24 protein-coding genes are annotated in these 25,791 nt (G+C 60.0%); 10 read left to right on the forward strand and 14 right to left on the reverse strand.

The features are described from left to right. Positions 1–33 precede the first annotated feature (33 nt). The gene (locus JUI81_RS03295) at positions 34–1,338 is read left to right on the forward strand and encodes a hypothetical protein (protein ID WP_204123725.1); all 1,305 of its coding nucleotides are present in this window, start codon (positions 34–36) and stop codon (positions 1,336–1,338) included. 68 nt (positions 1,339–1,406) lie between these two features. On the opposite strand, the gene JUI81_RS03300 is transcribed toward JUI81_RS03295, so the two are convergent. Further along, positions 1,407–2,732, reverse strand: a complete 1,326-nt coding sequence (locus JUI81_RS03300) for a sigma-54 dependent transcriptional regulator (RefSeq protein ID WP_096480145.1) — start codon at positions 2,730–2,732, stop codon at positions 1,407–1,409. Between the two features lie 343 nt (positions 2,733–3,075). On the opposite strand from JUI81_RS03300, the gene JUI81_RS03305 reads away from it, so the two are divergent. The 3 genes from JUI81_RS03305 to nhaB all read left to right on the forward strand — a co-directional run bounded on the left by JUI81_RS03305 (position 3,076) and on the right by nhaB (position 6,485). Continuing rightward, a complete protein-coding gene (locus JUI81_RS03305; RefSeq protein ID WP_018926082.1) occupies positions 3,076–3,342 on the forward strand; it encodes a hypothetical protein in 267 nt (88 codons plus the stop codon). A 283-nt stretch (positions 3,343–3,625) separates the two neighbouring features. Continuing rightward, on the forward strand, positions 3,626–4,915 hold the full coding sequence (locus JUI81_RS03310; protein WP_028940511.1) for a hypothetical protein: 1,290 nt from the start codon (positions 3,626–3,628) through the stop codon (positions 4,913–4,915). Positions 4,916–4,982: 67 nt separating this feature from the next. Further along, positions 4,983–6,485, forward strand: a complete 1,503-nt coding sequence (gene nhaB, locus JUI81_RS03315) for a sodium/proton antiporter NhaB (RefSeq protein WP_204123726.1) — start codon at positions 4,983–4,985, stop codon at positions 6,483–6,485. A gap of 97 nt (positions 6,486–6,582) precedes the next feature. Here the strand turns inward: nhaB and JUI81_RS03320 are convergent, their stop codons facing one another. From JUI81_RS03320 to gnd, 3 genes are read right to left on the reverse strand one after another with little or no spacing between them, the layout of a single operon-like run. Next, positions 6,583–7,407, reverse strand: a complete 825-nt coding sequence (locus JUI81_RS03320) for a Cof-type HAD-IIB family hydrolase (RefSeq protein ID WP_028940509.1) — start codon at positions 7,405–7,407, stop codon at positions 6,583–6,585. After that, a complete protein-coding gene (gene zwf / locus JUI81_RS03325) occupies positions 7,404–8,927 on the reverse strand; it encodes a glucose-6-phosphate dehydrogenase (RefSeq protein WP_028940508.1) in 1,524 nt (507 codons plus the stop codon). The genes JUI81_RS03320 and zwf overlap by 4 nt, the downstream gene beginning before the upstream one ends. Next, positions 8,924–9,904 (reverse strand): phosphogluconate dehydrogenase (NAD(+)-dependent, decarboxylating), encoded by a 981-nt coding sequence (gene gnd, locus JUI81_RS03330; RefSeq protein WP_018926087.1) that lies wholly within the window; start codon positions 9,902–9,904, stop codon positions 8,924–8,926. The genes zwf and gnd overlap by 4 nt, the downstream gene beginning before the upstream one ends. A 272-nt stretch (positions 9,905–10,176) precedes the next feature. On the opposite strand from gnd, the gene JUI81_RS03335 reads away from it, so the two are divergent. Both JUI81_RS03335 and JUI81_RS03340 read left to right on the forward strand, forming a co-directional pair. Further along, on the forward strand, positions 10,177–10,359 hold the full coding sequence (locus tag JUI81_RS03335) for a DUF6026 family protein (RefSeq protein ID WP_019579222.1): 183 nt from the start codon (positions 10,177–10,179) through the stop codon (positions 10,357–10,359). 192 nt (positions 10,360–10,551) lie between these two features. Next, positions 10,552–12,297 (forward strand): phosphoethanolamine transferase CptA, encoded by a 1,746-nt coding sequence (locus JUI81_RS03340; protein ID WP_096480140.1) that lies wholly within the window; start codon positions 10,552–10,554, stop codon positions 12,295–12,297. Between the two features lie 206 nt (positions 12,298–12,503). Here JUI81_RS03340 and JUI81_RS03345 read toward each other — a convergent pair whose 3' ends face one another. From JUI81_RS03345 to JUI81_RS03375, 7 genes are all read right to left on the reverse strand, one after another. After that, positions 12,504–12,995 (reverse strand): GNAT family N-acetyltransferase, encoded by a 492-nt coding sequence (locus JUI81_RS03345; RefSeq protein WP_019579224.1) that lies wholly within the window; start codon positions 12,993–12,995, stop codon positions 12,504–12,506. Positions 12,996–13,114: 119 nt separating this feature from the next. Then, positions 13,115–13,696 carry a DinB family protein gene (locus JUI81_RS03350; protein WP_204123727.1) on the reverse strand — a complete coding sequence of 194 codons (582 nt, stop codon included), beginning with the start codon at positions 13,694–13,696 and terminating at the stop codon, positions 13,115–13,117. 19 nt (positions 13,697–13,715) lie between these two features. After that, positions 13,716–14,834: a cell division protein ZapE gene (zapE, locus tag JUI81_RS03355; RefSeq protein WP_204123857.1), complete on the reverse strand. Its 1,119-nt coding sequence runs from the start codon at positions 14,832–14,834 to the stop codon at positions 13,716–13,718. A 231-nt stretch (positions 14,835–15,065) separates the two neighbouring features. Further along, positions 15,066–15,407, reverse strand: a complete 342-nt coding sequence (locus JUI81_RS03360) for a nuclear transport factor 2 family protein (RefSeq protein WP_019579227.1) — start codon at positions 15,405–15,407, stop codon at positions 15,066–15,068. 52 nt (positions 15,408–15,459) lie between these two features. After that, the gene (locus tag JUI81_RS03365; protein ID WP_019579228.1) at positions 15,460–16,176 is read right to left on the reverse strand and encodes a YafY family protein; all 717 of its coding nucleotides are present in this window, start codon (positions 16,174–16,176) and stop codon (positions 15,460–15,462) included. A 276-nt stretch (positions 16,177–16,452) separates the two neighbouring features. Further along, a complete protein-coding gene (gene speB, locus JUI81_RS03370) occupies positions 16,453–17,412 on the reverse strand; it encodes an agmatinase (protein WP_019579229.1) in 960 nt (319 codons plus the stop codon). Positions 17,413–17,434: 22 nt separating this feature from the next. Then, on the reverse strand, positions 17,435–18,526 hold the full coding sequence (locus JUI81_RS03375; protein ID WP_019579230.1) for a polyamine ABC transporter substrate-binding protein: 1,092 nt from the start codon (positions 18,524–18,526) through the stop codon (positions 17,435–17,437). A gap of 101 nt (positions 18,527–18,627) precedes the next feature. On the opposite strand from JUI81_RS03375, the gene JUI81_RS03380 reads away from it, so the two are divergent. From JUI81_RS03380 to JUI81_RS03390, 3 genes are all read left to right on the forward strand, one after another. Further along, positions 18,628–19,521: a LysR family transcriptional regulator gene (locus JUI81_RS03380; RefSeq protein ID WP_204123728.1), complete on the forward strand. Its 894-nt coding sequence runs from the start codon at positions 18,628–18,630 to the stop codon at positions 19,519–19,521. A 212-nt stretch (positions 19,522–19,733) separates the two neighbouring features. After that, on the forward strand, positions 19,734–21,209 hold the full coding sequence (locus JUI81_RS03385; protein WP_204123729.1) for a nucleobase:cation symporter-2 family protein: 1,476 nt from the start codon (positions 19,734–19,736) through the stop codon (positions 21,207–21,209). 55 nt (positions 21,210–21,264) lie between these two features. Then, positions 21,265–21,738, forward strand: coding sequence for an LEA type 2 family protein (locus JUI81_RS03390; protein ID WP_026331693.1), 474 nt, complete (start codon positions 21,265–21,267; stop codon positions 21,736–21,738). A 235-nt stretch (positions 21,739–21,973) separates the two neighbouring features. Here the strand turns inward: JUI81_RS03390 and JUI81_RS03395 are convergent, their stop codons facing one another. Together JUI81_RS03395 and JUI81_RS03400 are read right to left on the reverse strand one after the other, a co-directional pair. Beyond that, entirely contained in the window at positions 21,974–23,536 is a 1,563-nt protein-coding gene (locus JUI81_RS03395) for an alkaline phosphatase D family protein (RefSeq protein WP_204123730.1), read from the reverse strand. 68 nt (positions 23,537–23,604) lie between these two features. Then, entirely contained in the window at positions 23,605–24,528 is a 924-nt protein-coding gene (locus JUI81_RS03400; protein ID WP_019579235.1) for a carbon-nitrogen hydrolase family protein, read from the reverse strand. A gap of 85 nt (positions 24,529–24,613) precedes the next feature. Between JUI81_RS03400 and JUI81_RS03405 the strand changes: the two genes are divergently transcribed. After that, complete coding sequence (locus tag JUI81_RS03405) at positions 24,614–25,534, forward strand: LysR family transcriptional regulator (RefSeq protein ID WP_204123731.1); 921 nt, start codon at positions 24,614–24,616, stop codon at positions 25,532–25,534. On the opposite strand, the gene JUI81_RS03410 is transcribed toward JUI81_RS03405, so the two are convergent. Beyond that, positions 25,527–25,778, reverse strand: a complete 252-nt coding sequence (locus tag JUI81_RS03410) for a hypothetical protein (RefSeq protein ID WP_007937833.1) — start codon at positions 25,776–25,778, stop codon at positions 25,527–25,529. The genes JUI81_RS03405 and JUI81_RS03410 overlap by 8 nt on opposite strands. Between the last annotated feature and the right edge of the window lie 13 nt (positions 25,779–25,791).

Below are 25,791 nucleotides of genomic sequence, written 5' to 3' on the forward strand. Positions count from 1 at the left end.
TCGATCATCGGGCTTCATGGGGGACGGCTTATCATGTATCGGTCAGTACCACTGCGCGCGATCGTTTGTCTGAGTACTTTGTTCCCGTCGGCGCTGCTGCAAGCAGCGTCCGATGCGGACGTGGAGGCTTTGAAGCAACAACTCATGGAGCTCAAGCAACGATACGAAGTACAACAAAAGGCCTTGGCAGTACTCGAACAACGAGTCCGCCAAGTGGAGGAACAACCGGCGGCGGCACCGCCTAAACGTCTGGCCAAGTCGCCAGCCGACATGAAAGGCAACCCGCAAGTGGCCACCGGGACGGGAGCGGCTGCGGCTTCAGGAGGCGCCGCAGGCAGCGGCAGTTCCTATGGACAATCACTGGCCGATGACTCTCAACCGGCACAGAGTGTTTCCAACCTGTATGACGAGGCCAGCGGATTCTTCGGCGGCGGCAAGTTCAGCCTCGAAACCGGGCTGACCTATTCGCGTTACGACACCCGCCAGCTGATCCTCAACGGCTTCCTCGCACTGGACTCGATCTTTCTGGGCAACATCAACCTGGACCGGATCAAGGCCGACACCTGGACGCTGGACCTCACCGGGCGCTACAACTTCGACAATCGCTGGCAGTTCGACCTGAACGTGCCGGTGGTGTACCGCGAATCGACGTATCAGTCCGGTGGTGCCAACAACGGTGCCGCAGGGGTGACCAGCGAAGAAACCGTCACCCGGGATCCGACGCTCGGCGATGTCAACTTCGGGATCGCCTACAAATTCATGGACGAATCGGTCAACACCCCGGATGCGGTGTTCACCTTCCGGGTCAAGGCACCGACCGGCAAGGACCCGTTCGGGATCAAGCTGCGCCAGAGCGACGCCAATACCAACCTGTTCGTGCCTGACACCTTGCCGACCGGCAACGGCGTCTGGTCGATCAGCCCCGGTATCTCGCTGGTCAAGACTTACGATCCGGCGGTTCTGTTCGGAAGCCTGTCCTATACCCACAACTTCGAAGAATCCTTCGACGACATCAGCGCCACCGTCAATCAGAAAGTCCCGGGCAAGGTGCGGATCGGGGACAGCTTCCAGATTGGCGCGGGGATCGCGTTCGCGCTGAACGAAAAAATGAGTATGTCGTTCTCGATGTCTGACCTGGTGCAACGCAAAAGCAAGCTCAAGCAGGATGGCGGGGATTGGGAGTCTGTGGTGTCCAGTGACGCCAACGCCGGTTACTTCAACGTCGGCATGACCATCGCGGCCTCCGACAACCTGACGATCGTTCCCAACTTGTCCATCGGTATGACCGACGATGCGCCGGACTTTTCCTTCAGCCTGAAATTCCCGTACTACTTCTAAACCGCACCCCGCAATAGAAAAGGCCCACTACGATAGTTGTCGTAGCGGGCCTTTTTTGTTGCACCGCCCTAGCGGATCTGGTGCTTGTGCAGCAATCGGTAAAAAGTCGGCCGTGACACGCCCAGGACTCGGGCAGCAACACTCAGGTTGTCGCTGTGCCGGTTCAACACATCGCACAGCGCCTGGCGTTCGGCGCGGGTCTTGTAGTCTTCAAGGGTGCCCATCGGCGTGGCGAAGGCGTGTTGACTGAGCAGCCCCAGGTCTCGCGCCTCGATCTGCCGTCCTTCGGCCAATACCAGCCCACGACGTACCCGATTGGCCAGCTCGCGGACATTGCCCGGCCAGTCGTGCTTGCCCATGGCGACCAATGCATCTTCGCTGAAGCTGCGCGGACGACGGCCGGTTTCACTGCTGTAGAAATGGGAAAAGTGGTTGGCCAGCATCAATAGATCACCATGGCGCTCACGCAGCGGCACGGTGACCACTTGCAGGACGTTCAAACGGTAGTACAAATCTTCGCGAAAGCGTTTGTTCTCGATGGCCTCTTCAAGGTCGACGTGCGTCGCCGCCAATACCCGCACATCCACCGGAATAGGTTGATGGCCGCCAACCCGCTCGATGTGTTTTTCCTGCAGGAAGCGCAGCAGATTGGCTTGCAGCTCCAGGGGCAGATCGCCTATTTCATCGAGAAACAGGGTGCCGCCATTGGCCGCTTCTATCCGCCCGACCTTGCGCTGATGGGCGCCGGTAAAGGCCCCCTTCTCGTGACCAAACAATTCGGACTGGATCAAATGTTCGGGAATCGCGCCACAGTTGATCGCCACGAATGGCTTGCTGTGGCGCTGGGATTGTTGATGCAGGGTACGGGCGACCAATTCTTTACCGGTGCCGCTTTCGCCGCGGATCAGCACCGGCGATTCGGTGGGCGCCAGTTTGCTCAGCAATTTGCGCAGCTCGCGAATCGGTTTGCTGTCGCCGAGCAGTTCGTGTTCAGGCTGATCGATATGAACCGTGCCCTGCCCGCGCAGGCGCGCCATGCCGAACGCTCGGCCCAGAGTGACCTGAACCCTTGAAACATCGAACGGCAAGGTATGGAAGTCAAAAAACCATTCGCAGACGAAATCCCCGACATTCTGCATTCGCAGGACATCCTGATCGAGCACGGCGATCCACTCGGTACCGCTACGGGTGATCAGTTCCTTGACGGCTTCCGGACGTTCCAGATGAAATGGCTGCAAGCGCAACAGGCCGACGTCGCAGGTTCGTTCCACGGCGTTTTCCAGGGTACAGCTGTCGACATCCCAACCCACAGCGCGTAAACCCGGCAGCAAACGGTGGCAGTCGTCGCAAGGATCCACTACTAAAAGACGTCGTAAAGCAGGCGCTTCGATCATGACTGTTCCTTGGCGCCAAATTTTAGGAAATATTATTAAAAACAGTCATTTGGCGGGCTTCGGTGTAACACTAGCAAAATATTGACGCGGGCTTGTATCGATTGCTTATAGGGACGTCGGCTTATTAGTTATAAAAAATCACTTAATGAGTTGCCTAACGAATTGAACCTTTCATTCAGCTTTCAGCAACTGCCTGAATCGCCGGCAAATCAAAGAAAGTTGAAATTTCTTTTGATTGTGTGTGACCCAACCCCCGGTTGCGGACATCAGTACAAGTAACCAGCCGAACGGTAAGCCCAACCGACGGCACATCACTTGATTGGGCACACAGAGAGAAGACCCCATGAACGCCCCGCTCCGTATCAACGAAGCTCTTTTGATTGCCGACCGCGCATTCCAACCCTTTCAATGCGTGGCCTGGGCCCCACAAGACGGTAATGGCGAGCTCAGCCTGGCCATCATTGATCGCACTAACACTCGCATCAGCAGCAAACAAATCCCCAGCAGTGCCTATTCCGATCCGCAGCAACTTGCACACTTGCTGGAACAAGCCCGCGCCGAGCTGAGCGAGGAAGGTTACACACTGCAATCGTGGTCCATGCCGCATTAATCTTTTTCGCGGATTACCGCCCGGTAATCCGCGCCCCTTCTTCTCCTTAGTTGACGGTTTTCTACGGTCCGCTGCATAACGCCATTTACATTTTCCAACTTCTAGCCGCCAGATTACTTGGCAGGCTTGTCAGTGGTTCGAGAAGACACTGTTCTGGCACAAAACGCCGCTCCTCCCGAGCGTAATGGCAGTTGCGCATCATCGCTTTCAGGGATTGAATGTTCTTCTCATGCAGTCAACCTCCGGACACCCGGACAAGGACGACTGGCAAGGAGATGCGTGCATGTCACTCCAGACTGCTTTTGCCATACAGGCAGCGGTGAAAGACGCCGGGCAACTCGATAGCCATTTCGCCGGCAGCGGCAAGACTCAAGTGTATTTCGCCGGCAGTACCTCCAGCAGGGTCAATGGTGTGGCGATTGACCACACCGGCCGAATTCTGGTGGCAGCCAAGGTCGGCACGCCAGGTGGCTGCCGCTTTGGCCTGGCACGCCTGCGTGAGGATGGTTCGGCGGATCTGGCCTTCGGCAAACAAGGCAGCATCATCGGGCAATTCGCCCACGGCTACGAGGCCATGGCAGGCACGGTGCGGGTGCTGGCCGACGGGACCATTCTGGTGGCCGGCCTGCACTACGAAAATGCTCATCGTACGCTGCCCGCCCTGGCGATGTTTGATCAACGGGGCTGTCCGATACAGGGTTTTGGTGAGCACGGCCGCTGCGTGGTGCGCCTGCCGGGGAAGCTTTCCGAAGGCGCTCGCGATGCCTGGTTACCACCCGGCGTGCCGGGTACCGAGGCCTGTGATATCTGCGTGCAGGACGATGGTCGAATCCTGCTGCTGGCCAATCATCACTTTGAATTGGCCGATCACGTCGGCATGCTGATTCGACTCAATGCCGACGGCTCGCTGGACAGCACCTTCAATGGTCGTGGCTTTGTCATGGTCCGGCACTTATTGATGAACACCTGGCTGAACAGTCTGATGGTGCAACATGACGGCCGAATCCTGGTGGGCGGATCGATCAACTTCCCCGAGGAAGGTTTGCTGGCGCGTTATCACGCCGATGGCCAGCTGGATGACGGCTTCGCCGTGGATGGCTTCATGACCTTCAAGGCCTGGGGTCAGAGTGCCCAGGTCTGCCAGATCGTCCAGCACGAAAATGGTGATTTGCATTGTTTTGGCAGCAGTCGCGACCCGATGCACTGCCTCGCCCTGAACGTTCACAGCAATGGCCGACCTGACATGCATTGCAATAGCGGCCAGCCACAACTGTTGGAAATCAGCCACAGCGGCTGCCAGTGGACCGCCGCCCAGATACAACCGGACGACTGTGTGCTGACGGTCGGAGCGACGGGCGGCGGGCTCGAGGGCGATTTCATTCTCGCCCGGTACTTACCCAATGGGGCGCTGGATCGCAGCTTCGCCAATGGCATGGGCTGGGTCCGCACACGCCTGAGTCGAGGCCCGGACACCGCCACTTCATTGGCCTTGCAGGCCGATGGTTGCATCGTCGTCGGCGGTTATTCACTGGATGGCAACTACCGCGCCGTCGTCGCCCGTTATCAACCCTAGTCTCCTGCACTTGATCTTCCCTTCCGCTTACGGCAAGTTGCGCGCTTCTTAATACAAGGAGTAGCCGATGTCCGGCTCAATGGCCCAGGCCTTCGCACACAATTTTCTTGGGCATTCACCCCGCTGGTACAAAGCAAGCATTATCGGATTCCTGATTCTCAACGCCCTGGTGTTGTGGACGATCGGTCCGGTGGCGGCCGGCTGGTTGTTGGTGCTGGAGTTCATCTTCACCCTGGCCATGGCGCTCAAGTGTTACCCGCTGATGCCCGGCGGGTTGCTGCTGATCGAAGCTCTGCTGCTGAAAATGACCACGCCCCAGGCGCTCTATGACGAACTGGTGCACAACTTCCCGGTGATCCTGTTGCTGATGTTCATGGTGGCGGGCATCTACTTCATGAAAGACCTGCTGCTGTTTCTGTTCTCGCGCCTGCTGCTGGGAGTTCGCTCCAAGGCGCTGCTGGCGTTGATGTTCTGTTTCCTGTCAGCGTTTCTCTCGGCGTTTCTCGATGCATTGACCGTGACCGCGGTGATCATCAGCGCGGCCGTGGGCTTTTACTCGGTGTATCACCGCGTCGCCTCGGGCAACGATCCGCGTCAAGACAGCGAGTTCGCCGATGACCAGCATTTGCCCACCCTCCACCATGCCGACCTCGAACAATTCCGCGCCTTCCTGCGCAGCCTGCTGATGCACGGCGCGGTCGGCACAGCGCTGGGTGGTGTTTGCACGCTGGTTGGCGAGCCGCAAAACCTGCTGATCGGCCATGAGATGGGCTGGCACTTCGCCGAGTTCTTTCTGAAGATCGCCCCGGTGTCGTTGCCGGTGCTGGCAGCAGGCCTGGTGACCTGCGTACTGCTGGAGAAACTGCGCTGGTTCGGTTATGGCACGTTGCTGCCGGACAACGTGCGTGCAGTGCTGGCCAACTACGCTGCTGAAGACAACGCCGAGCGTACTTCGCGTCAGCGCGCCGCATTGCTGGTTCAAGGGGCGGCGGCGCTGATTCTGATTGCCGGGTTGGCGTTTCACATCGCCGAAGTCGGCCTGATCGGCTTGATGGTGATCGTGTTGATCACCGCGTTCACCGGTATCACTGACGAACACCGCCTCGGCACCGCCTTCAAGGACGCCATGCCGTTCACCTCGCTGCTGGTGGTATTTTTCGCCGTGGTGGCGGTGATTCACGATCAGCAGCTGTTCGCGCCGCTGATCCAGTGGGTGTTAGCGCTGCCGGCGGATCAACAGCCGGGCATGCTGTTTATTGCCAACGGCTTGCTGTCGGCCATCAGCGACAACGTGTTTGTGGCGACCATTTACATCACCGAAGTGAAACAGGCATTCATCTCCGGCCACATGAGCCGCGAGCACTTTGAAACCCTGGCGATTGCGATCAATACCGGGACCAACCTGCCGAGCGTGGCGACGCCTAATGGTCAGGCGGCGTTCCTGTTCCTGCTGACCTCGGCGATTGCCCCGCTGATTCGTCTGTCGTACGGGCGGATGGTGTGGATGGCGCTGCCATACACCGTGGTGATGGGAGGGCTTGGCTGGTACGCCGTAAGCTATTGGCTTTGAGGTGGCAGGTCTGACGCCTTCGCGGGCAAGCCTCGCTCCTACGGAATGTGTAAAACCTGTAGGAGCGAGGCTTGCCCGCGAAGAACGATAACGCGGTTCAGACTGAACTCAGGATGTATCGCTCGATCGCCTGAGCCGCGCCGTCTTCGGTATTGGCCCCGGTCACCACGTCGGCCTGACGCTTCACCGCCTCTTCCGCCTGCCCCATCGCAATCGACAGCCCGGCACGATGAAACATCGCCGGGTCATTGCCGCCGTCGCCCATGGCGGCGGTCTGTTCCAGCGACACCCCGAGAAACTCGGCCAGCGTCGCCAGTGCCGCGCCCTTGTTGGCCTGCACCGCCGTCACATCCAGATAGACCGGTTGTGAACGCGACACCTGCGCCTGCCCTTCGACCTTGGGCAGCAACCGCGCCTCCAGCTCGATCAACAGTTCGGTGTTATTGCTGGCAGCGACAATCTTGTCGATGCGTGCCAGGCAAGGCTCGAAACTCTCGACCACCACCGGCGGATAACCCAGGCCATGCTGCTCTCGCGGGACCATCGGGCCGCTTGAGTCCTTCAACAGCCAGTCGCCACCGCTGAACACCCAGACTTCAATGTCCGGCTGATCGGCAAACAGCGCCAGCGCCGTCAGCGCCGCCGTTGCCGGCAAATAATGCGCCACCAGCAAACTACCGTCCGGGTTGACGATGGTGCCGCCATTGAACGCCGCCGTCGGCAGATCAATGCCCAGGGCTTCGATCTGCTGCAACATGGCTTTGGGCGGACGCCCGGTGGCCAGGCTGAACAGCACGCCGGCTTCGCGCAAGGCACTGACCGCCTCGATCGTGCGCTGGCTGAGGCTGTGATCGGGCAACAACAACGTGCCGTCCATGTCGCTGAGCAGAAAACGGATGGGTTGTCGCGTGACGTCACTCATCCGACGCTATGCCACACGCGACCATCACGGGTCAGCAGCTCGTCAGCGGCCTGTGGCCCGTCTTCGCCGGCCGCATAGCGCTCCAGGGTTGCGTCCTGCTGCCAGGCGTCGAGAAACGGCTGCACGGCACGCCAGCCATTCTCGATGTTGTCGGCGCGCTGGAACAGCGTCTGATCACCGGTCAGGCAATCGTAGATCAAGGTTTCGTAGCCGGTGGACGGCTGCATTTCAAAGTAATCCTTGTAGGCAAAACCCAGTTCGATATTGGCCATGTTCAACGCCGGTCCCGGCCGTTTGGCCAGTAGGTCGAACCACATGCCTTCGTTGGGCTGGATCTGGATCCGCAGGTAGGTCGGCTGCAGCTCTTCGACTTCGGTATCGCGGAACTGCGCGTACGGCGCCGGTTTGAAGCAAATGACGATCTCGGTGTCGCGCACACTCATGCGTTTGCCGGTCCGCAGGTAGAACGGCACGCCGACCCAGCGCCAGTTGTCGATCATCACTTTGAGCGCGACATAGGTTTCGGTGGTGCTGTCGGGCGCGACGTTGGCTTCGTCACGATAACCGCGCAGCGAATTGCCATCGATTTCGCCGGCGGTGTATTGGCCACGCACTGAGTTGGCTCGCGCTTCCTCGGTCGACCAGGGGCGAATCGCGCCGATCACTTTGGCCTTCTCGCCGCGTACCGCATCGGCGCCAAACGCCGCCGGTGGTTCCATGGCGACCATCGCCAACAATTGGAACAGGTGATTGGGCACCATGTCCCGCAGGGCGCCGGTGACCTCATAAAAACTGCCACGGGTTTCCACGCCGACGGTTTCGGCGGCGGTGATTTGTACGTGGTCGATGTAATGGTTGTTCCAGAAGGCTTCGAACAGGCTGTTGGAGAACCGGCTGACCAGAATGTTCTGCACGGTTTCCTTGCCCAGATAGTGATCGATCCGGTAGATCTGCTTTTCCGTCATCACTTTGAGCAAGCACGCGTTCAAGGCTTCGGCGGTGTACAGATCCGAGCCGAAAGGCTTTTCGATCACCACCCTTCTGAACGCTTCAGGGGCTTCTTGCAACAATCCGGCAGCCCCGAGACGCCGCACCACTTCGCTGAAAAAGCGCGGGGCGGTGGCCAGGTAGAAGATGGCGTTGCCGGTGCCGCTGGCGTCGATTTTCGCCGCCAGCGCGTCATAAGTGCGTTCATCCAGGAAATCGCCCTGGACGTAGCTGATGTGTTTGGCCAATTTGGCCCACAACGCCGGATCAAGGGCCTGATCGCCCTTGCCGACCTTGGCTGCCACTTCCGCCCGAATGAAATCTTCGAGTTTTTTGGCAAAGGCTTCGTCACTGATGGCGTTGTGATCAACGCCGACGATCCGCAGTCCATTCCCCAGCAAACCATCGCGACTCAGGTTGTACAGCGCCGGCATCAGCAGGCGCTTGACCAGATCACCATGGGCACCGAACAAAAACAGCGTGGTGGGCGGTGCGGGTTCTGCCTTGGATTTCCTGCGGATCACGTGGGTCATTTTTTCGCAGTCTCCACATGGCCGCCGAAGCCGAAGCGCTGGGCCGAGAGAATCTTGTCGCCAAAGTTGCCTTGCCCGCGCGAACGGTAGCGAGAGAACAGCGAGTTCGACAGCACCGGTACCGGTACCGCTTGTTCCATGGCGGCTTCGATGGTCCAGCGCCCTTCACCGCTGTCGGCCACTTCACCCGAGTAGCCGTCGAGTTTCGGATCGGACGCCAGGGCATCGGCGGTCAGGTCGAGCAGCCACGACGAGACTACGCTGCCACGACGCCAGACTTCGGCGATGTCGGCCACGTTCAGGTCGAAACGCTGATCTTCCGGCAGGTTGGTGCTGGCTTTGGTCTTGAGGATGTCGAAGCCTTCGGCGAAGGCCTGCATCATTCCGTATTCGATGCCGTTATGGATCATCTTGACGAAGTGGCCGGCACCGGCGGGGCCTGCGTGGATGTAACCGCGCTCGGCGCGATCGTCATCGGACTTGCGATCCTTGGTGCGCGGAATGTCGCCCATACCCGGGGCCAGGGACTCGAACAACGGGTCAAGACGCTTAACCGTCTCGGCATCGCCGCCGATCATCATGCAGTAGCCTCGTTCCAGGCCCCAGACGCCGCCGGAGGTGCCGACGTCGATGTAATGCAGACCTTTTTCCGACAGGGTTTTGGCCCGACGGATATCGTCCTTATAGAAGGTGTTGCCGCCATCAATGATGGTATCGCCCGCTTCAAGCAGGGTGCTCAGGGTGTCGATGGTGTCTTCGGTCGGTGCGCCGGCGGGCAGCATGACCCACACCGCGCGCGGCTTGGCCAGGCCAGCGACCAGGGCTGGCAAATCGGCGACGCCGGTGGCGCCCTCTTCGGCCAGGGTGTCGACAAAAGCGGTATTGCGGTCGTAAACAACGGTGGTGTGCCCGTTGAGCATCAGGCGCCGCGCAATATTACCGCCCATGCGGCCCAGTCCAATAATCCCGAGTTGCATGTACTGATGCTCCCTACTACAAATAAAGTGTGTCTAAGGTTATAGCCCAACGCGACTAGTGAAGGTTAGTCCAGAGCGGTGGGATGAAGTTTCCGGGCATTGTGCCCGATCCAGACTGATAACGTCGGGAATCGTGCCGAAGACACAACGACCATGAAAAATAAAAAAGTTCCCTTCAGGGGCAAAAGAAATCAAAATTGGCGCCGATAGTAAGTGAGCACCCGATTTCGGGAGCCGACTTACAGTTGATACCGCCATTTGCGAGGTGAGCAATGGGCACCGTACACACAGCACTGCCAGCACAAACCCTTTACGTCACGATCCGTCGCGATGAACTGCGCCAGTTGAAAGACGAGCGCGATCAGTTGAAACGGGAAGTTGCGCAATTGCGCCTGCTGACCCAAGGCAATCAGGCTCAGCCCTTGCCCATCACCCAACGTGCTCCTCACGCCTGATCCCCTCGCTTGAGTCAGAAACAGTCACTGCTGTTTCTGACTCGCTGCAATCCTGTCCGCTGCGACATCTCACAAAGTTTTCACACTTGCTTGGCGATACTCCGGCCCTTGTGGCTGCTTGCTTTGCGAGCAGCATCCGTTCGTCTGTGACAAGGAGAGTGCCGACGGCCGATCATCAGGCTGGAGTGTTGAATGGCTTTGCTTAAACGCAGCAAAACGTCTGCGACTGGTTTTGATTGGGCAGGATTTCTCTGGTTATTTTTGTTCTTCTGGTATTTCTCCGGTATCACCCAACTGCTGATTCAACTGACGGGCACCTCCGGTTTTAGCGGGTTCCGCCAGGCCTTTGTGATGAGCGCCGTCTGGCTCGCGCCAATGCTGTTATTCCCCAAACAAACCCGTGTGATGTCCGCGCTGATCGGCGTGGTGCTGTGGGCCTGTTCGATGGCCAGCCTGGGTTATTTCTTCATCTATCAGCAGGAATTCTCCCAGAGCGTCATCTTCATCATGTTCGAATCGAACGTGTCTGAAGCCGGCGAGTACATGACACAGTATTTTGCCTGGTGGATGGTGCTGGCGTTCCTCGCACACACCGCATTCGCGTATTTCCTTTGGACCCGCGTGCGTCCGGTGCACCTGCCACGCGCCCAGGCCCTGATTGCCGCGACGGCGATTGTGCTGGCCGTGATCGGTTACCCGCTGATCAAGCAGACCGCGCACACCGGCAGCCTTGCGGAAGGCTTCGAGAAATTCGAAACCCGCATCGAGCCCGCGGTGCCGTGGCAAATGGCCGTGGCCTATCACCGTTACCTCGGTACCCTGGCCGGCATGCAAGACATGCTCGACAGCACCAGCAAGATCCCGCCGCTGAAGAACTTCACCGACTCAATGGCCAATCAGCCGGCGACCCTGGTATTGGTGATCGGCGAGTCCACCAACCGTCAGCGCATGAGCCTGTACGGCTACCCGCGGGAAACCACTCCGGAACTGGATAAGCTCAAGGACCAACTGGCGGTTTTCGATAACGTCATTACCCCACGCCCCTACACCATTGAAGCGTTGCAGCAGGTGCTGACGTTCGCCGACGAAGAAAACCCGAACCTCTACCTGACGACGCCGTCATTGGTCAGCATGATGAAGCAGGCGGGTTACAAAACCTTCTGGATCACCAACCAGCAGACCATGACCAAGCGCAACACCATGCTCACGACCTTCTCCGAACAGGCCGACGAGCAGGCGTACCTGAACAACAACCGCAACCAGAACGCCGCCCAGTACGATGGCGATGTGATCGAGCCGTTCAACAAGGCGCTGGCCGATGCGGCGCCACGCAAGCTGATCGTCGTGCATTTGCTCGGCACGCATATGAGCTACCAGTACCGTTACCCGCCGACGTTCAACAAGTTCACCGACCGCAAAGGCGTGCCGGACGGTGTACGTGACGATCAGGTGCCGACGTACAACAGCTATGACAACGCGGTGTTGTACAACGACTTCGTGGTCTCGAGCCTGATCAAGGACTACGCCAAGACCGATCCGAACGGCTTCCTGCTGTACCTCTCCGACCACGGCGAAGACGTGTTCGACTCCGCGGGCCACAACACCCTGGGCCGCAACGAGAACAAGCCGACCGCGCCGATGTACACCATTCCATTCATGGCCTGGGCCTCGCCGAAATGGCGCGAAACCCATGACTGGAGTTTTGCCGCTGATCTGGATCGGCCGTACAGCAGCTCCCAGCTGATTCACACCTGGGCGGATCTGGCCGGCCTGAGTTTCGATGAACTGGACCGCAGCAAAAGCCTGGTCAGCGACAGCTTCAAGCCTCGGCCATTGATGATCGGCAACCCTTACGAGCGTGAGCAGCGGCCGTTGATCGACTTCAGCCTGATAAAACCCAAGGTTGCGCCTGTCACTCCGACGGTCGTTAAGCAGTAATTTTGGCGCGCCCCCTGTGGGTGCGGGCTTGTGTGGCAAAGAGGGCCTGCGTGGCGAGGGTTTTCTGTGGCGAGGGAGCTTGCTCCCGCTCGGCTGCGAAGCAGTCGTAAACCCTTTACATGCGGTTTAACTTTGAAATACCGGGGTCGTTGCGCGACCCAACGGGAGCAAGCTCCCTCGCCACACACTCCCGCATGGATTGCGGACTAAAGCGCTTTGGTCCAGAACAGCATCCGGCCATGCGCCGGGTCGAACATGCCTGGCGAAAAACCGAATTTGCCATAAGACGCCTGGGCCACTGGATTGCCTTCCAGCACTTCCAGGGTGATTTTGCAGGAGCCGCGCTGACGTGCGATGTCCTCGACTTTGTGCAGCATTTTCTGGCTCAGTCCCAACCCGCGAAACTTCGACACCACGACCACATCGTGCACGTTGACCAATGGCCGACAGGCAAAGGTCGAAAAGCCTTCGAAGCAATTGACCAGCCCTGCCGGCTCGCCACCGACAAACGCCAATACACTGAAGGCATGGGGCCGCTTGGCCAGCTCCCCCGGCAGTTGTTGCAACACATGGGTAGGCAACGACTTACCGCCACCCATCGGGTCTTCGGCGTAATGGTTCAATACAAGACAAATCGCCTCGGCATGTGTCGGATTGCTGTAACTGGCCTGAAGCACAAGAATTTCTGCGGATTCCATTTCCACCCTCGATCACACATGAAGTTGCCCCAGTTCGCTTCTTGCGCACTGAAAGGTCCTGCGACCTTATCGCGAGCACCGGGGTGCCGACAACTGGATCCTGTTGTGATCGCGCGTGCTCAAGCACCCCAGATCAGTGCCTCGGTCCATCCCAGCTCGGCAAAATCCTCGGCCCTCAACCCCGCCTCACCGGCACAGAAAAACTCGTCCAGTTGCGGCGGCTTGACCGAAGTGCCGCTGAGCATCGCGTGAACCTGCCCGCGATGGTGAATCTGGTGCTCGAACAGATGGGACAGCAGGCGTAATCGGCTGTCGTGTTGCGGGGTATCGCGCGCAATGGTCACGATTCGCCCGAGCTCTGCGTCACGCAATTGCTCGCAGTAGGCGATCAGTCGACGGTCGACCAGCGCTTGCTCGCGCTTGAGATCGGCGCCGTCGGTGAATGGCTCATCCTGGTTGAAAAACACATAGCAATCGGGATGCGGCTCGTCACCGCGCAACTCCCGCTCCAGGGCGTCCGCATAGAACCAGTCGCACGTCAGAATGTGGTTGAGGGTTGCGCGCAGGCTGGGGAAAAAACTGACGCGCGGCGCCACCAGCTCGGCCGGGCTCAGCTGAAGCCAGGCCTTGGCCAATCGGTGATTGGCCCAGGCATTCTGATAGGCCATGGTCAGTAAGTGGTGGGACAAGGGCTGGTTCATGTTCACATCCCCCCGGGCATCAAGCCTCGGCAAAACGTTTTAGCTGCATCTCCTGCAAACGGCTGAGGGTGCGGCGAAACGGGAATTCCAGATAGCCCTCGGTGTACAACGCCTCCATCGGTACCTGCGCTTCGAGGTACAGCGGCACCTTGCGGTCGTAGCATTCGTCCACCAGGGCAATGAACCGCCGCACGCCGTCGTCATGCACCGACAATTGCGGCAACTCGCGATCCCCCGCCGCCACCCGCTCGACACCGTCTTCAGTGCCGCGGGCGATGCGCCCTTCGCGTTTTTGCGCGCTGAGATTGGGCACGTCACTCAACAGAATAGCGCTGAAGGTGTCGCACAGGGCCATGAAGTCCATGGCGGCAAAAGGCTGCTCGCAGACCTCGGCGTAACGGCACCAGAGCACGGTTCGACTGGCCTGCATGACATTGACCGAACGGTAGCCGATCTGCACCGGAGCGCTGGACAGCGTCTGGCCGACGGTCAAGGCCTTGAACACGTCGCCGAGGGCACCGGGCTGACCCGGAACGTTCACCCAGTAACGCTGCAGGCCGGCGCCGGGGTGCAGCCGATGATCTTCCCCGCCATCCACCGCAATCACCTGCATGTGTTGCTTGATCGCGCTAATCGCAGGCACGAAGCGGTCGCGGTTGAAGCCATCGGCGTACAGCTGATCCGGCGGTTGGTTGGAAGTGCAGACCACCACCACGCCCTGCTCGAACATCACTTGGAACAAGCGCCCGAGAATGATCGCGTCACCGATGTCGTTGACGAACAGTTCATCGAAACACAGCACCCGCACTTCCTGGCTCAGCTCGCGGGCCAGGGCCTTCAGCGGGTCGGCGGTGCCGGTCAACTGGAAGGAGCGCTGGTGCACCCAGCCCATAAAGTGGTGAAAGTGCTGCCGCCGGGCCGGGACGCGCAGGTTTTGATAGAACTGATCCATCAACCAGGTCTTGCCCCGCCCGACCGGGCCCCAGAGGTACACGCCGGTGATGGGCGCGCGGCCTTCCTGCAAGGCTTCGTGGCATTTTTGCAGCGCCCACACGGCATGTTCCTGGGCTTCGTCCTGGACGAAGCCCTTCTGTTCGATGGCGTGTTGCCAGGCGGTTAAGGGAGAGTCGACATTCATGCGCGGCAGTATAGGCAAAGCGCGATTCATGTGGGAACGGGCTTATTGTAGTGAAGAGGACTTGTGTGGCGAGGGGGCTTGCCCCCGTTCGGCTGCGAAGCAGTCGTACAACCTTTACATGCGGTTTAACGTTGAGAATGCTGGGGGTGCTTCGCACCCCAACGGGGGCAAGCCCCCTCGCCACATAAGCCCCTCACCACACGAGCCCACTCCCACAGGTTCTGCGTCGGCTTACAGCGAGATGTCCAGCCGGGCGATCTTGCCCTGTTCATTGAGGCGGAACATGTAGCGCAATTCCAGCGGGCTGCCGGGAAAGGTGCCGGAGATCAGGTTGTGCACCAGCACTTTGCCGGTGCGCAGTTGAACGTCGAGCACCTCGACCCGCGGCTGATAACGTTGCGCAGTGTCTTGCATCCATTGGGCGATGGCTTGCGTGCCGACCTGATGCTGCCCCTCATCGAACACGTTGGCATCCTCAGCGAAAAAACTGGCGATCCTCGAGGTGTCGCGAGCATTGGCGGCAGCAATGTAGGCGGCAATGGCGGGGGCCAGTGAAGAGGCTGGATTGGACATGTTTACGGCTCCTTGTGAGTTGATTCTGGAGCCATGCTAAAACAAGTCAGTGTCAGTTCTTGTCAGGAGTGAAACGCCCTGCTTCGTCCAGTTGCATCTGCTTGCGCCAGGTGCGCAACAGGTCGCTGCGCCGCCCCGGGTAGCGCTCACCCTGTTCACTGGCGGCCGAGATCCGGTCGGTGCGAAAGGTGCGATAGGCACTGCGCAACTCACACCAGGCGACGATGATCCGCACCTCATTGAGAAACCCCAGGGCCAGTGGCCAGATCAACCGTTGGCTGGGCACCTGGTTGGCGTCTGCGTAATCGATATGCAACTTGGCCTGATCGCGGATGGCTTGGCGAAACACATTCAACGGCACGGCGTTTTGCGGATAGCCATAACCCGGCGGCCCCGGCAACACCGTCGGGTTACGCAAGGCGTCCTGGGCCGTCGGGTCGAGCACCGCGGCGATTTTTGCCAGGGCATCGGCCGCCGCTTTGCTCAACACCTCATCGCCCCGCTGATCCACGTAGCGCAGACCGAGCACGATGGCTTCGGTCTCATCGGCATTGAGCATCAAGGGCGGCAGAAACAGACCGCTGCGCAACACATAGCCGATCCCCGCCTCGCCAAAGATCGGCGCGCCGAGTGCGGTGAGTTCAGCGATGTCGCGGTACAGCGTGCGCTCGGAAATCTCCAGCTCGCTGGCCAATGTCGCGGCAGTCACCGGACGACTTTTGCCGCGTAGCACTTGTAACAAGGTCAGTAAACGAGTGGTTCGCGACACGGTCGGCAGGCTCCTTTCTGGAAGTCGCCGGAGCTTAGCAGAGGCTGCTGTCAGAAAGTGGCAGGAGCGAAAGTCTGACACAGCCCGGAGCGGGTTTATGTGGCGAGGGGGCTTGCCCCCGTTGGGGTGCGAAGCGCCCCTAAAACCAGCCTTCGCGGTCTTGCATTAGAAAATGCAGTGACCGGTTTACGATTGCTTCGCAATCGAACGGGGCGGTGCGGCGGTCCGACAAGCCCCCTCGCCACACAAGCCCCACCCGCCACATCGGCTTGCCCGTTACCGATCGACCTTATGCCTGGCCGCATACAAGCACAGCATTTCCATGGCCAGGGTCGCCGCAGCCAGAGAGGTAATGTCGGCGTGGTCGTAGGCCGGCGCCACCTCCACCACATCCATTCCCACCAGGTTGATCCCGCGCAAACCGCCAAGAATCTCCAGCGCCTGCACCGTGCTCAAGCCGCCGCACACCGGCGTCCCGGTGCCGGGCGCGAAAGCTGGGTCGAGGCAGTCGATGTCGAAGGTCAAATACACCGGGTGATCGCCGACCCGCGCACGAATCGCCTCGACAATCGCCTCGGCCCCTTGCCGATGCACCTGCCGCGCATCCAGCACCTGAAAGCCCTGATGATCGTCATTGGTGGTGCGCAAGCCGATTTGCACCGAACGCGACGGATCCACCAGCCCTTCCCTGGCCGCATGCCAGAACATCGTGCCGTGATCCACGCGCTTGCCCTCTTCATCCGGCCAGGTGTCGCTATGGGCGTCGAAGTGAATCAATGACAACGGGCCGTGCTGGCGGGCATGAGCCTTGAGCAGCGGATAACTGATGAAGTGATCGCCGCCGAAGGTCAGCATCGCGCAACCGTTATCCAGGATGTGCCCGGCGTGGGCTTCGATGCTTTCCGGCACCGAATGCGGCGCGCCGTAATCGAAAGCGCAATCGCCGTAGTCGATGACAGCCAAGTGATCGAACGGGTCGAACATCCACGGCCAATGGCGTTCCCAGGCAATACCAGTGGACGCCGCCCGAATACCGCGAGGTCCGAAGCGCGCACCGGGGCGGTTACTGGTGGCGGTGTCGAACGGCACGCCGCTGACCACCACGTCGACGCCACGCAAGTCGCGGCTGTAGCGACGGCGCATGAAACTGGTGATACCGGCGTAGGTGCTTTCGGCGGCAGTCCCGTAAAGACTGTCGCGGGTCATGGCCTGATCGTTCTGTGCAGGGACGTCCATGGGCGTGTTCCTTATTGTTGGTTTATTGGCGACTACGGAAAGTGGTCCACAGGCGGGTGCGCTGACGCATGTCCTTGAGGCTCATGCTGCGGTCGGCATACAGCCGCTCACGCACCTCGGCCTGCGGGTAGATGTCGGGATCGCTGCGCACCGCCTCATCCACCAGTGGCGTCGCCGCCTGATTGGCCGTGGCGAAGAACAGCGTATTGGTCAGTGCGGCAACGGATTCGGGGCGCAACATGAACTCTATGAAGGCTCGGGCGGCTTCGGGGTGCGGCGCGTCCTTGGGAATTGCCAGGTTGTCCTGCCATACCAGTGTGCCTTCACGTGGAATGCGGTAAGCCACCTCGAACGGTTTATTGGCCTTGCGCGCCTGATCGGCGGCCATGCTCGCGTCGCCGTTGTAGGTCAGTGCCAGGCAAACGCTGCCATTGGCCAGATCATTGATCTGCCGCCCGGTGGCGACGTACAGCACCGACGGCTGTAGCTGACGCAACAGGGCGTCGGCGGCTGTCAGATCAGCCTTGTCGGTGCTGTAGGGATCTTTACCCAAATAATGCAGCGCCAGGCCAATCACCTCTTGCGGCGAATCGAGAATCGCGATGCCGCAGTCTTTCAGTTTGCTGGCGTATTCGGGCTTGAACAGCAGGTCCAGGCTGTTGAGCGGTACGTTGGGCAAGCGTTGTTTTACCGCTTCAACATTCATCCCTAGCCCGAGCGTGCCCCAGGTGTAAGGCACGCCATACCGATTGCCGGGATCGACCGCCGCCAGTTTTTCCAGCATGTCCGGGTCGAGGTTGGCGTATCCCTTGAGGCCATCGTGAGGAATTTCCTTCAGCGCTCCCGCCGCCAGGCCGCGCGCCAGGACGCTGGACGACGGCACCACCACGTCGTAACCGCTGCCGCCGGTGAGCAGTTTGGTTTCCAGCACTTCCGGCGTATCGAACGTGTCGTAGCGCACGTGGATGCCGGTTTCCTTTTCGAACCGCTGCAAGGTCTCGGGCGCGACGTAATCGGCCCAACTGTAGAGATTGAGGACTTTTTCTTCAGCCTGGGCCGGCACGGCCATGGCGAGGAACAGTGCGGGTAAACACAGCTTGAAGAGCGGAGCCATGACGAACACCTGACCGGAGGAAGTGGTTGCAGGATGCTTCGTCGATTACATTGGAAAAATACCAAGTTAGTTATCCTGACTTTATAGCGGAGTAATGTTTGATGCTCGGTCAACTGCATGATCTGGACCTGCACCTGCTGCGCCTGTTTGTCAGCGTGGTGGAATGCGGAGGCTTCAGCGCAGCCCAGGGTGACTTGGGGTTGAGTCAGTCGAGCATCAGCCAGCAGATGGCCAAGCTCGAAACCCGACTCGGTTATCGCCTGTGCAGTCGCGGCAAGGGCGGGTTCAAGATCACGCCCAAGGGCGAACAGTTGCTCGTTGCCACCCGTGCCTTGTTCGAATCCATTGAAGCGTTCCGCCATCAATCCAACGGTGTGGCCGGACGCTTGATCGGCGAAGTGCGCCTGGGTTTGTCCGAAGCGCTTGACCAGTCGGTGCTGCAACGGGTGGCCGAGGCGATCCGACGCTTTCGCGAACGGGACGAATCGGTGCGCATCGAGTTGATCAGCGCCATGCCCGGCGAAATGGAACGGCTGTTACTGCAACAACGGCTGGACCTGGCGATCGGCTATTTCTCACAGGCGCAGCGTGCTTTTGACTACCGCGAACTGTTCACCGAAACCCAGCACTTGTATTGCGCCTCCGGGCATCCGCTGTTCACCGATGACGCACCTGACGATCAAGCGCTCCAGACCTGCGACCGGGTTGATCATCCCTACCGCTTTCTGCGCAGCGATGAGCCGTTTCAGGGCAAGCTCTGTTCAGCGCGATCCGAGCAGGTCGAAGGCACCCTCGCCTTCATTCTGTCCGGCAAGCACGTTGGCTACCTGCCCGATCACTTCGCCCGGAGCTGGGAAGACAAAGGGTTACTGCGTGCCGTGCGCCAGGGTGATATGAGCTTCGAGGTAGCGTTCCACCTGGCGCTCCATCGCGCACAGGTGCCGGGGGATGCGCAAAAGGCGTTTGAAGAGGATCTGCTTGCGGCGTTTGCTTGAAGAGCAAGTGGGCTTGCCCGCGAAGAACGATGACGCGTAATACCTGAAAAACCGCGGCGCATTCTTCGCGGGCAAGCCTCGCTCCTACAATACTTTCATCGCGCAGCTGCCGAAGGCTGCAATCATTTGACCTTGCTTTTGCCGTGGCCAGACCGTTCTGGCATCCTGCGCTCCCTTTTCTGACCGGCCCGCCTTCTGGCACGCACCTGACCATGACCGCAGCTGAACAAACCGCTTCCCAACGCCACAACGATCTGATTTACGGCCTCGACGACCGCCCTCACCTGACCGCCACGGTCTTCGCCGCCCTGCAACACGTACTGGCGAGTTTCGTCGGCATCATCACCCCGACGCTGATCATGGGCAGTGCCCTGGGCCTGCAAAGCGAAGTGCCTTATCTGATCAGCATGGCGCTGTTCGTCTCGGGGCTGGGCACGTTTGTGCAGGCGCGGCGGTTCGGCCCGGTCGGCTCCGGCCTGTTGTGCCTGCAAGGCACCAGTTTTTCGTTCATCAGCGTGATCCTCAGCGCCGGGTTCATGGTCAAGGCGCGAGGCGGCGGCACCGATGAAATCCTGTCGACGATTTTCGGTGTGTGCTTTTTCGCCGCGTTCATCGAAGTGGTGTTGAGCCAGTTCATCGGCAAGCTGCGGATGCTGATCACCCCGGTGGTAGCCGGCACCATCATCACCCTCATGGGTCTGTCGCTGATCAAGGTTGCCATGACCGACATCGCCGGCGGTTTCGGCGCGACGGATCTCGGCGCGGCCAGCCACCTGGCTCTGGCGGCATTGGTGCTGGGGACCATCGTGGTGTTGAACCGGGTGGACGTACCATTCCTGCGCCTGGGGGCGATCGTCATCGGCCTCGCCCTCGGCTATGCAGTCGCATGGTTCATGGGCCAGGTCGATTTCGCCAGCCTGCCCGCCGTGCCGCTGATGAGCGTGCCTGTGCCGTTCAAGTACGGCTTCTCCTTCGATTGGGTCGCGTTCGTGCCGGTGGCGGTGATTTTCCTGGTGTCGCCCCTGGAAGCCGCCGGTGACCTGACGGCCAACTCGATGATTTCCCGGCAGCCGGTCAAAGGCCCGGTCTATATCCGTCGGATCAAATCCGGGCTGCTGGCCGACGGCCTCAACTCAGCCATGGCGGCGGTGTTCAACAGCATGCCGATGGTGACCTTCGCCCAGAACAACGGGGTGATTCAGCTCACTGGCGTGGCCAGCCGTTATGTGGCGTTTTTCATTGCCGGTCTGTTGGTGCTGCTGGGCTTGTTCCCGATGATCGGCGCCGTGCTGCAATTGATGCCGAAACCGGTGCTCGGCGGTGCCGAACTGGTGATGTTCGGCACTGTGGCCGTGGCCGGGATCAAGATCCTCGCCGAGGCCGGCCTGCATCGGCGCAACATGCTGATCGTGGCGATTTCCCTCGGCATGGGCCTGGGTGTCGCGGCGGTGCCTGAAGTCTTGCGCGAGCTGCCGAAGGCGCTGCACAACATCTTCGAATCGCCGATCACTGTCGGTGCGTTGTGCGCTATCGTGCTGAATATCTTCCTGCCCGAAGAGTTCATCGAGCTGGAAGAAGACGAGTTCGACCCGGAAGCCTCGGTGCTTCAGGTGATGCAGAACCCGGATGTTGCGGCCAAGGGTGAACCCGCGTCACCTGTGGCTGTCGCACAGTTGAACCGTCCGTAATGCTCGAAGGCCGAGCTTTGAGCGGTTCGGCCTTTTTCTTTACGAGAATATGTTCATGCGCAGATTGCTAGCCCTGTCCCTATCCCTTCTATTGCTCTCCCTGAGCGCCTGCGCCCTGTTCCCCAGTCGCGACCCGCTGCACATCAACGTGGTCGGGATCGAGCCGCTGCAAAGCCAGGAGCTGGAAGTGCGCTTCGCAGTAAAACTGCGCGTGCAAAACCCCAATGAAACCGCAATCGCCTACAACGGCGTGGCGCTGGACCTGGAGGTTAATGGCCAGCCGCTAGCTTCCGGCGTCAGCGACCAGTCGGGCTCGATCCCACGATTCTCCGAAGCAGTGATCGTGGTGCCGGTGAGCGTTTCGGCCTTCTCGGTGCTGCGTCAGACCCTCGGGCTGAGTCAGACGCAGACACTGGACAATCTGCCTTACGTACTGCGCGGCAAACTGGCCGGAGGTGCGTTCGGCACCATGCGTTTTGTCGATAGCGGCAAGCTCAGCCTGCCGGGCTCGATCTCCGGCACCTGGTAACGCGCTAGTAACGTAATTCTGTTCACTTACGCCGTAATGCGATCTGTAGCAGCTGTCGAGCTCGCGAGGCTGCGTTCGGCTGCGAAGCAGTCGTGAGTCCGGCTGCCGTGGTGTATCTGATGCACCGCATTGTCTTATTTGACGACTGCTGCGCAGCCGAACGCAGCCTCGCGAGCTCGGCAGCTGCTACAAGGAATGCGTCGCGGCTGAAATCGCTTAAGTGAACCGCAGCACGCTAGGTAACGGGGTCGATCACCTGCGTCACACTATGCTTCAGACCTTCTACGTGCCAATTGGCCCACAGTCGGGTCTTGCCGTTGCCGCCTTCATCCGGCTCTATCGCCAGCCAGTTTCGTGCGGTGATCAGGTAACGCCCCCTTGCGCCAACAGGCAACATGGTTCCGGTGATGCCGTAGTCGATCTGTTCCTGATTGCCACCGATGGACTCCAGAAAGTGCACCGCCAACACTGGCGGCGCAGGATGCACGACGCCGGTGGAAATCAATTGGTAGATTTTCCCCGCACCATCGCTGCCATGCCGGGGCAATTTCGATTCGATCACACAGGCCCCGGCCACATGAACGTCGCCAGACACCAGCGTGACCTTGCATGATTGGGCTTTGGCGAAATCCAGCAGCCGCATGATCAAGCGCCTGCGTTCACTGCGGTGCGGCAGGCTTCGCCAGTGGTCGCGTAAATCGTCCTCGAGCTCCTGTTGCCCCACCATCACGTCCAGCGCCTTTTCGGCCGCCTGCAAATCAAGGTAGCCCACCGGAATACTCGACATCAGCAACAGGTGCTTGTGCGCAGGGACCTTGTCCAGCCAGGCATAAATCGCATCCCAACTGACCGGGGAAATGACCCGGGTTTGTTGGGCCTGCGGGGTGGTCAAGTCCGGCGCACGTTCGCTGCGTAGATCGGGAACCAGCAAGGCCAACTCGCCCAGGCCGGTGAACCCCAGGTGAAAGCCATCAGCAGTGCCGGGAATCGCACACGGATGGGTATCAGCGGACGGTTTGAGGTGAGGATGCGTCTGGATCAGTTGCTGCTGGAAAATCCTGAAATAGCGTTTGGCTGTGGCAAATAACCCCTGGAACACCGGGCTCGAATGCAATATCTCATCGTAGGAACCCCAGCCATCGATGATGTCATGGTCATCCCACATCATCACCGTCGGAATGGCGCCGAACACCTTGGCCATCTCGGGCTGTTTCCAGCATTCCAGGTAGAGCCTGGTGAAAAACTTGTCCAGATCGGCTTCGATCACCTTGCTGTAAGCGGCCTTTTGACGGTCGGCGAAGGGTTTGGCGAACCATGCTTTCATCGACGGCACACTGCTGCGCATGTCGTCGCTGTAAACCTGATCGCCGCCCATCAACAGCAGATGGTAGGGCTCGCCTTGGTGAGCGCCCCACATGTGCTCCCAACGCTCGTTGTTCCGGTCTACCTTCTCCATTTCCTTGGGGTCGGAGAAACCGTTGCACGATACATAGGCAATGCGCGGCGACTGGCCCTTGGCCGGAACGACGAAGTTGGCCTGCGCACCGTCTACGGTGACCGTGTAACTGGTGGCAACGGCCTGATCCTGCGCCACTTTGAAATCGATGCGCCAGACGCGGGAATTAGGGTTGAGCAGCGGGATATCGGCGATGGCCAAGGGTGTGTCGGCAGTCACACCCTTGGGTACTTTTACCGTGGGAGGTGGCTCGCCCAAGGGTGAAACCACCAAGGCAGACACGTTGTAGATATTATTATTGATGCCACGAAACTGCAGAATCGGGCCGAGTAACAAACTCATGGCGAGTCCATCCGTTGACGGGGGTGTGAACGTCTGGAGACTAGACGACAATCACACCCCCCGACGGATTATGTGTTGAACCGAACACCCGGTTTGGCTCGCTCATCCACCGTCAACTCAAACACGTCCGGGCGCGCATAGTGCCCGACCACGTCGTAGTCGTACCGGGCGCGGATCAGGTCATCGGTGTCGATTTCGGCGGTCAGCAATCCCGCCTCGCCACGCAGCGGCCCAGCGAGAATGTCGCCCATCGGCCCGACAATCACGCTGCCGCCGGCAATCAACGGGCGCTCCGCCGGCCAGTTGGCAACGTCCACGCCCAAGGCTTGTGGCGAGTCCTGAACCTGACAGGCACTGACCACAAAGCAGCGTCCTTCATGGGCAATGTGACGCATGCTGACCTGCCACATCTCGCGCTCGTCCACAGTCGGCGCGCACCAGACCTCCACGCCCTTGGCGTACATCGCGGTGCGCAGCAACGGCATCATGTTTTCCCAGCACACCACCGCGCCGATCCGCCCGACCTGGCTGTCGATCACCGGCAAGGTCGAGCCGTCGCCCTTGCCCCAGATCAGTCGCTCGGTGCCGGTGGGCATCAGTTTGCGGTGCTTGCCCACCAGCCCGGCCTGCGGATCGAAATACAACGCGGTGCAGTACAAGGTGCTGCCGGCGCGTTCGATCACACCGATCACCAGGTTGGCCCCGGTGCGGGCCGACAACCCGGCCAAGGCGTCGGTCTCGGTACCGGGCACGTCGATGGCGTTGGCGAAATACCGGGCAAACGCTTCACGACCTTCCGGCAGTCGATAGCCGAGTTGCGTGCCGAAGCTCTCGCCTTTGGGGTAGCCACCTAGCAACGCCTCAGGCATGACCACCAGCGCCGCGCCGGATTCGATAATGGCGGTTTCCCAAGAGAGGATTTGATCGAGGGTGTCGGCCTTGCCGCCGGGCAAGGCGCCGATTTGCAGGGCAGCAACGATTGACTTGGGCATTACGGTGGCTCCGTCAGGAATGAGGTGTTGCTCATTCTCCGGCGCCACAGGATCATGAATAAAGCCCGACTCACTGCTGAATGATATGAGCCAAATGAATATCGCCACCGTCGATCTCAACTTACTCAAAGTCTTCGAAGCGCTGCACGAGGAGTCCAGCGCCAGCCGCGCCGCGCTGCGCCTTGGTGTGACGCAATCGGCGGTCAGCGCGGCATTGCGCCGGTTGCGCGAGGTGTATGGCGATCAGTTGTTCGTGCGCACTGGCCGAGGTCTTGCGCCGACGCTCAAGGCCAACCAGCTCAAACCGGTGGTCAGCGATGCGCTGAACAAATGCCGCCAGAGCCTGGCGATGGTTGATCCGGCGGCCCATCAATACGACGGGCGCTCAGTGACCGTGGGTTTGTCGGATGATTTCGAAATCGCCTACGGGCGACGATTGATCGAGGAAATCGCTCAACGTGCGCCGAAACTGCGCCTGATCTTTCGCCAGACCCACAGCCAGATCGTCGCCCGGGCCCTGATGGAGCGCAGCATCGATCTGGCGATCACCGCAGGCGGGTTTGCCGAGCGTTTGCTCAGCCGCCAAGTGCTGGGTGAAGGGGGTTATCTGTGCCTGGTGGATCCCCTCAGCCTGGCCGAGGGACAACAGAGTCTCAGCCTTGATGAGTTCGTCGCCCGCGAGCACATTCTGGTGTCTTCGGGCGGTTTTATCGGAATTACCGATGAAGGTCTGGGGGCGCTGGGATTGAGTCGGCGGGTATGCGCATCGACCACCCACTTTGCCGCACTGCCCTATCTGCTCAAGGGCAGTCAGGCAGTGGCGACCATTCCGGCCCATGCGGCGCAAAGTATCGCCGCCCTCAGTGGACTGGCGCTGCTGCCCTGCCCTTTGGCGCTGCCGCGTTACCCGATCGAACTGGGCTGGCGCACCAGTACGCAGCTCGATCCGGTGGTGTTGAAAGTACGTGAAGCGATTGCCGAGATTTTTTCCGGGGCGTTTATTTAGCGGCCATCAAGCGATTGACTTCACTGCGCACCATGTTCGCGAATTCCGGCGGCGACATGCCGTCGAGTTCGGAGCGTACCCATTCCGCCCATTTGCCTTTGCGCTTGGCGCGCTCACCGAACAACCGTGCGGCTTCGCCCTTGGCTTTGCCCAGGTTGTTTTGCCAGAGTTCGAACAGACGGGATTTTTCATCTTCAAGCGCCGCGCGCTCGGCGAGGGGTTTGTCGGCCAGATTGAAGCTCATGGGGAATTACCTG

The sequence above is a fragment of the Pseudomonas sp. 008 genome, from assembly GCF_016861935.1.
In the GTDB taxonomy this organism is placed as follows: Bacteria; Pseudomonadota; Gammaproteobacteria; order Pseudomonadales; family Pseudomonadaceae; genus Aquipseudomonas.

What these genes read in the sequence shown, in the direction of transcription:
- JUI81_RS03295 (WP_204123725.1), top strand. Translation starts at nt 34, where the DNA reads ATGTATCGGTCAGTACCACTGCGCGCGATCGTTTGTCTGAGTACTTTG.
- JUI81_RS03300 (WP_096480145.1), bottom strand. Translation starts at nt 2,732, where the DNA reads ATGATCGAAGCGCCTGCTTTACGACGTCTTTTAGTAGTGGATCCTTGC.
- JUI81_RS03305 (WP_018926082.1), top strand. Translation starts at nt 3,076, where the DNA reads ATGAACGCCCCGCTCCGTATCAACGAAGCTCTTTTGATTGCCGACCGC.
- JUI81_RS03310 (WP_028940511.1), top strand. Translation starts at nt 3,626, where the DNA reads ATGTCACTCCAGACTGCTTTTGCCATACAGGCAGCGGTGAAAGACGCC.
- nhaB (WP_204123726.1), top strand. Translation starts at nt 4,983, where the DNA reads ATGTCCGGCTCAATGGCCCAGGCCTTCGCACACAATTTTCTTGGGCAT.
- JUI81_RS03320 (WP_028940509.1), bottom strand. Translation starts at nt 7,407, where the DNA reads ATGAGTGACGTCACGCGACAACCCATCCGTTTTCTGCTCAGCGACATG.
- zwf (WP_028940508.1), bottom strand. Translation starts at nt 8,927, where the DNA reads ATGACCCACGTGATCCGCAGGAAATCCAAGGCAGAACCCGCACCGCCC.
- gnd (WP_018926087.1), bottom strand. Translation starts at nt 9,904, where the DNA reads ATGCAACTCGGGATTATTGGACTGGGCCGCATGGGCGGTAATATTGCG.
- JUI81_RS03335 (WP_019579222.1), top strand. Translation starts at nt 10,177, where the DNA reads ATGGGCACCGTACACACAGCACTGCCAGCACAAACCCTTTACGTCACG.
- JUI81_RS03340 (WP_096480140.1), top strand. Translation starts at nt 10,552, where the DNA reads ATGGCTTTGCTTAAACGCAGCAAAACGTCTGCGACTGGTTTTGATTGG.
- JUI81_RS03345 (WP_019579224.1), bottom strand. Translation starts at nt 12,995, where the DNA reads ATGGAATCCGCAGAAATTCTTGTGCTTCAGGCCAGTTACAGCAATCCG.
- JUI81_RS03350 (WP_204123727.1), bottom strand. Translation starts at nt 13,696, where the DNA reads ATGAACCAGCCCTTGTCCCACCACTTACTGACCATGGCCTATCAGAAT.
- zapE (WP_204123857.1), bottom strand. Translation starts at nt 14,834, where the DNA reads ATGAATGTCGACTCTCCCTTAACCGCCTGGCAACACGCCATCGAACAG.
- JUI81_RS03360 (WP_019579227.1), bottom strand. Translation starts at nt 15,407, where the DNA reads ATGTCCAATCCAGCCTCTTCACTGGCCCCCGCCATTGCCGCCTACATT.
- speB (WP_019579229.1), bottom strand. Translation starts at nt 17,412, where the DNA reads ATGGACGTCCCTGCACAGAACGATCAGGCCATGACCCGCGACAGTCTT.
- JUI81_RS03375 (WP_019579230.1), bottom strand. Translation starts at nt 18,526, where the DNA reads ATGGCTCCGCTCTTCAAGCTGTGTTTACCCGCACTGTTCCTCGCCATG.
- JUI81_RS03380 (WP_204123728.1), top strand. Translation starts at nt 18,628, where the DNA reads ATGCTCGGTCAACTGCATGATCTGGACCTGCACCTGCTGCGCCTGTTT.
- JUI81_RS03385 (WP_204123729.1), top strand. Translation starts at nt 19,734, where the DNA reads ATGACCGCAGCTGAACAAACCGCTTCCCAACGCCACAACGATCTGATT.
- JUI81_RS03390 (WP_026331693.1), top strand. Translation starts at nt 21,265, where the DNA reads ATGCGCAGATTGCTAGCCCTGTCCCTATCCCTTCTATTGCTCTCCCTG.
- JUI81_RS03395 (WP_204123730.1), bottom strand. Translation starts at nt 23,536, where the DNA reads ATGAGTTTGTTACTCGGCCCGATTCTGCAGTTTCGTGGCATCAATAAT.
- JUI81_RS03400 (WP_019579235.1), bottom strand. Translation starts at nt 24,528, where the DNA reads ATGCCCAAGTCAATCGTTGCTGCCCTGCAAATCGGCGCCTTGCCCGGC.
- JUI81_RS03405 (WP_204123731.1), top strand. Translation starts at nt 24,614, where the DNA reads ATGAGCCAAATGAATATCGCCACCGTCGATCTCAACTTACTCAAAGTC.
- JUI81_RS03410 (WP_007937833.1), bottom strand. Translation starts at nt 25,778, where the DNA reads ATGAGCTTCAATCTGGCCGACAAACCCCTCGCCGAGCGCGCGGCGCTT.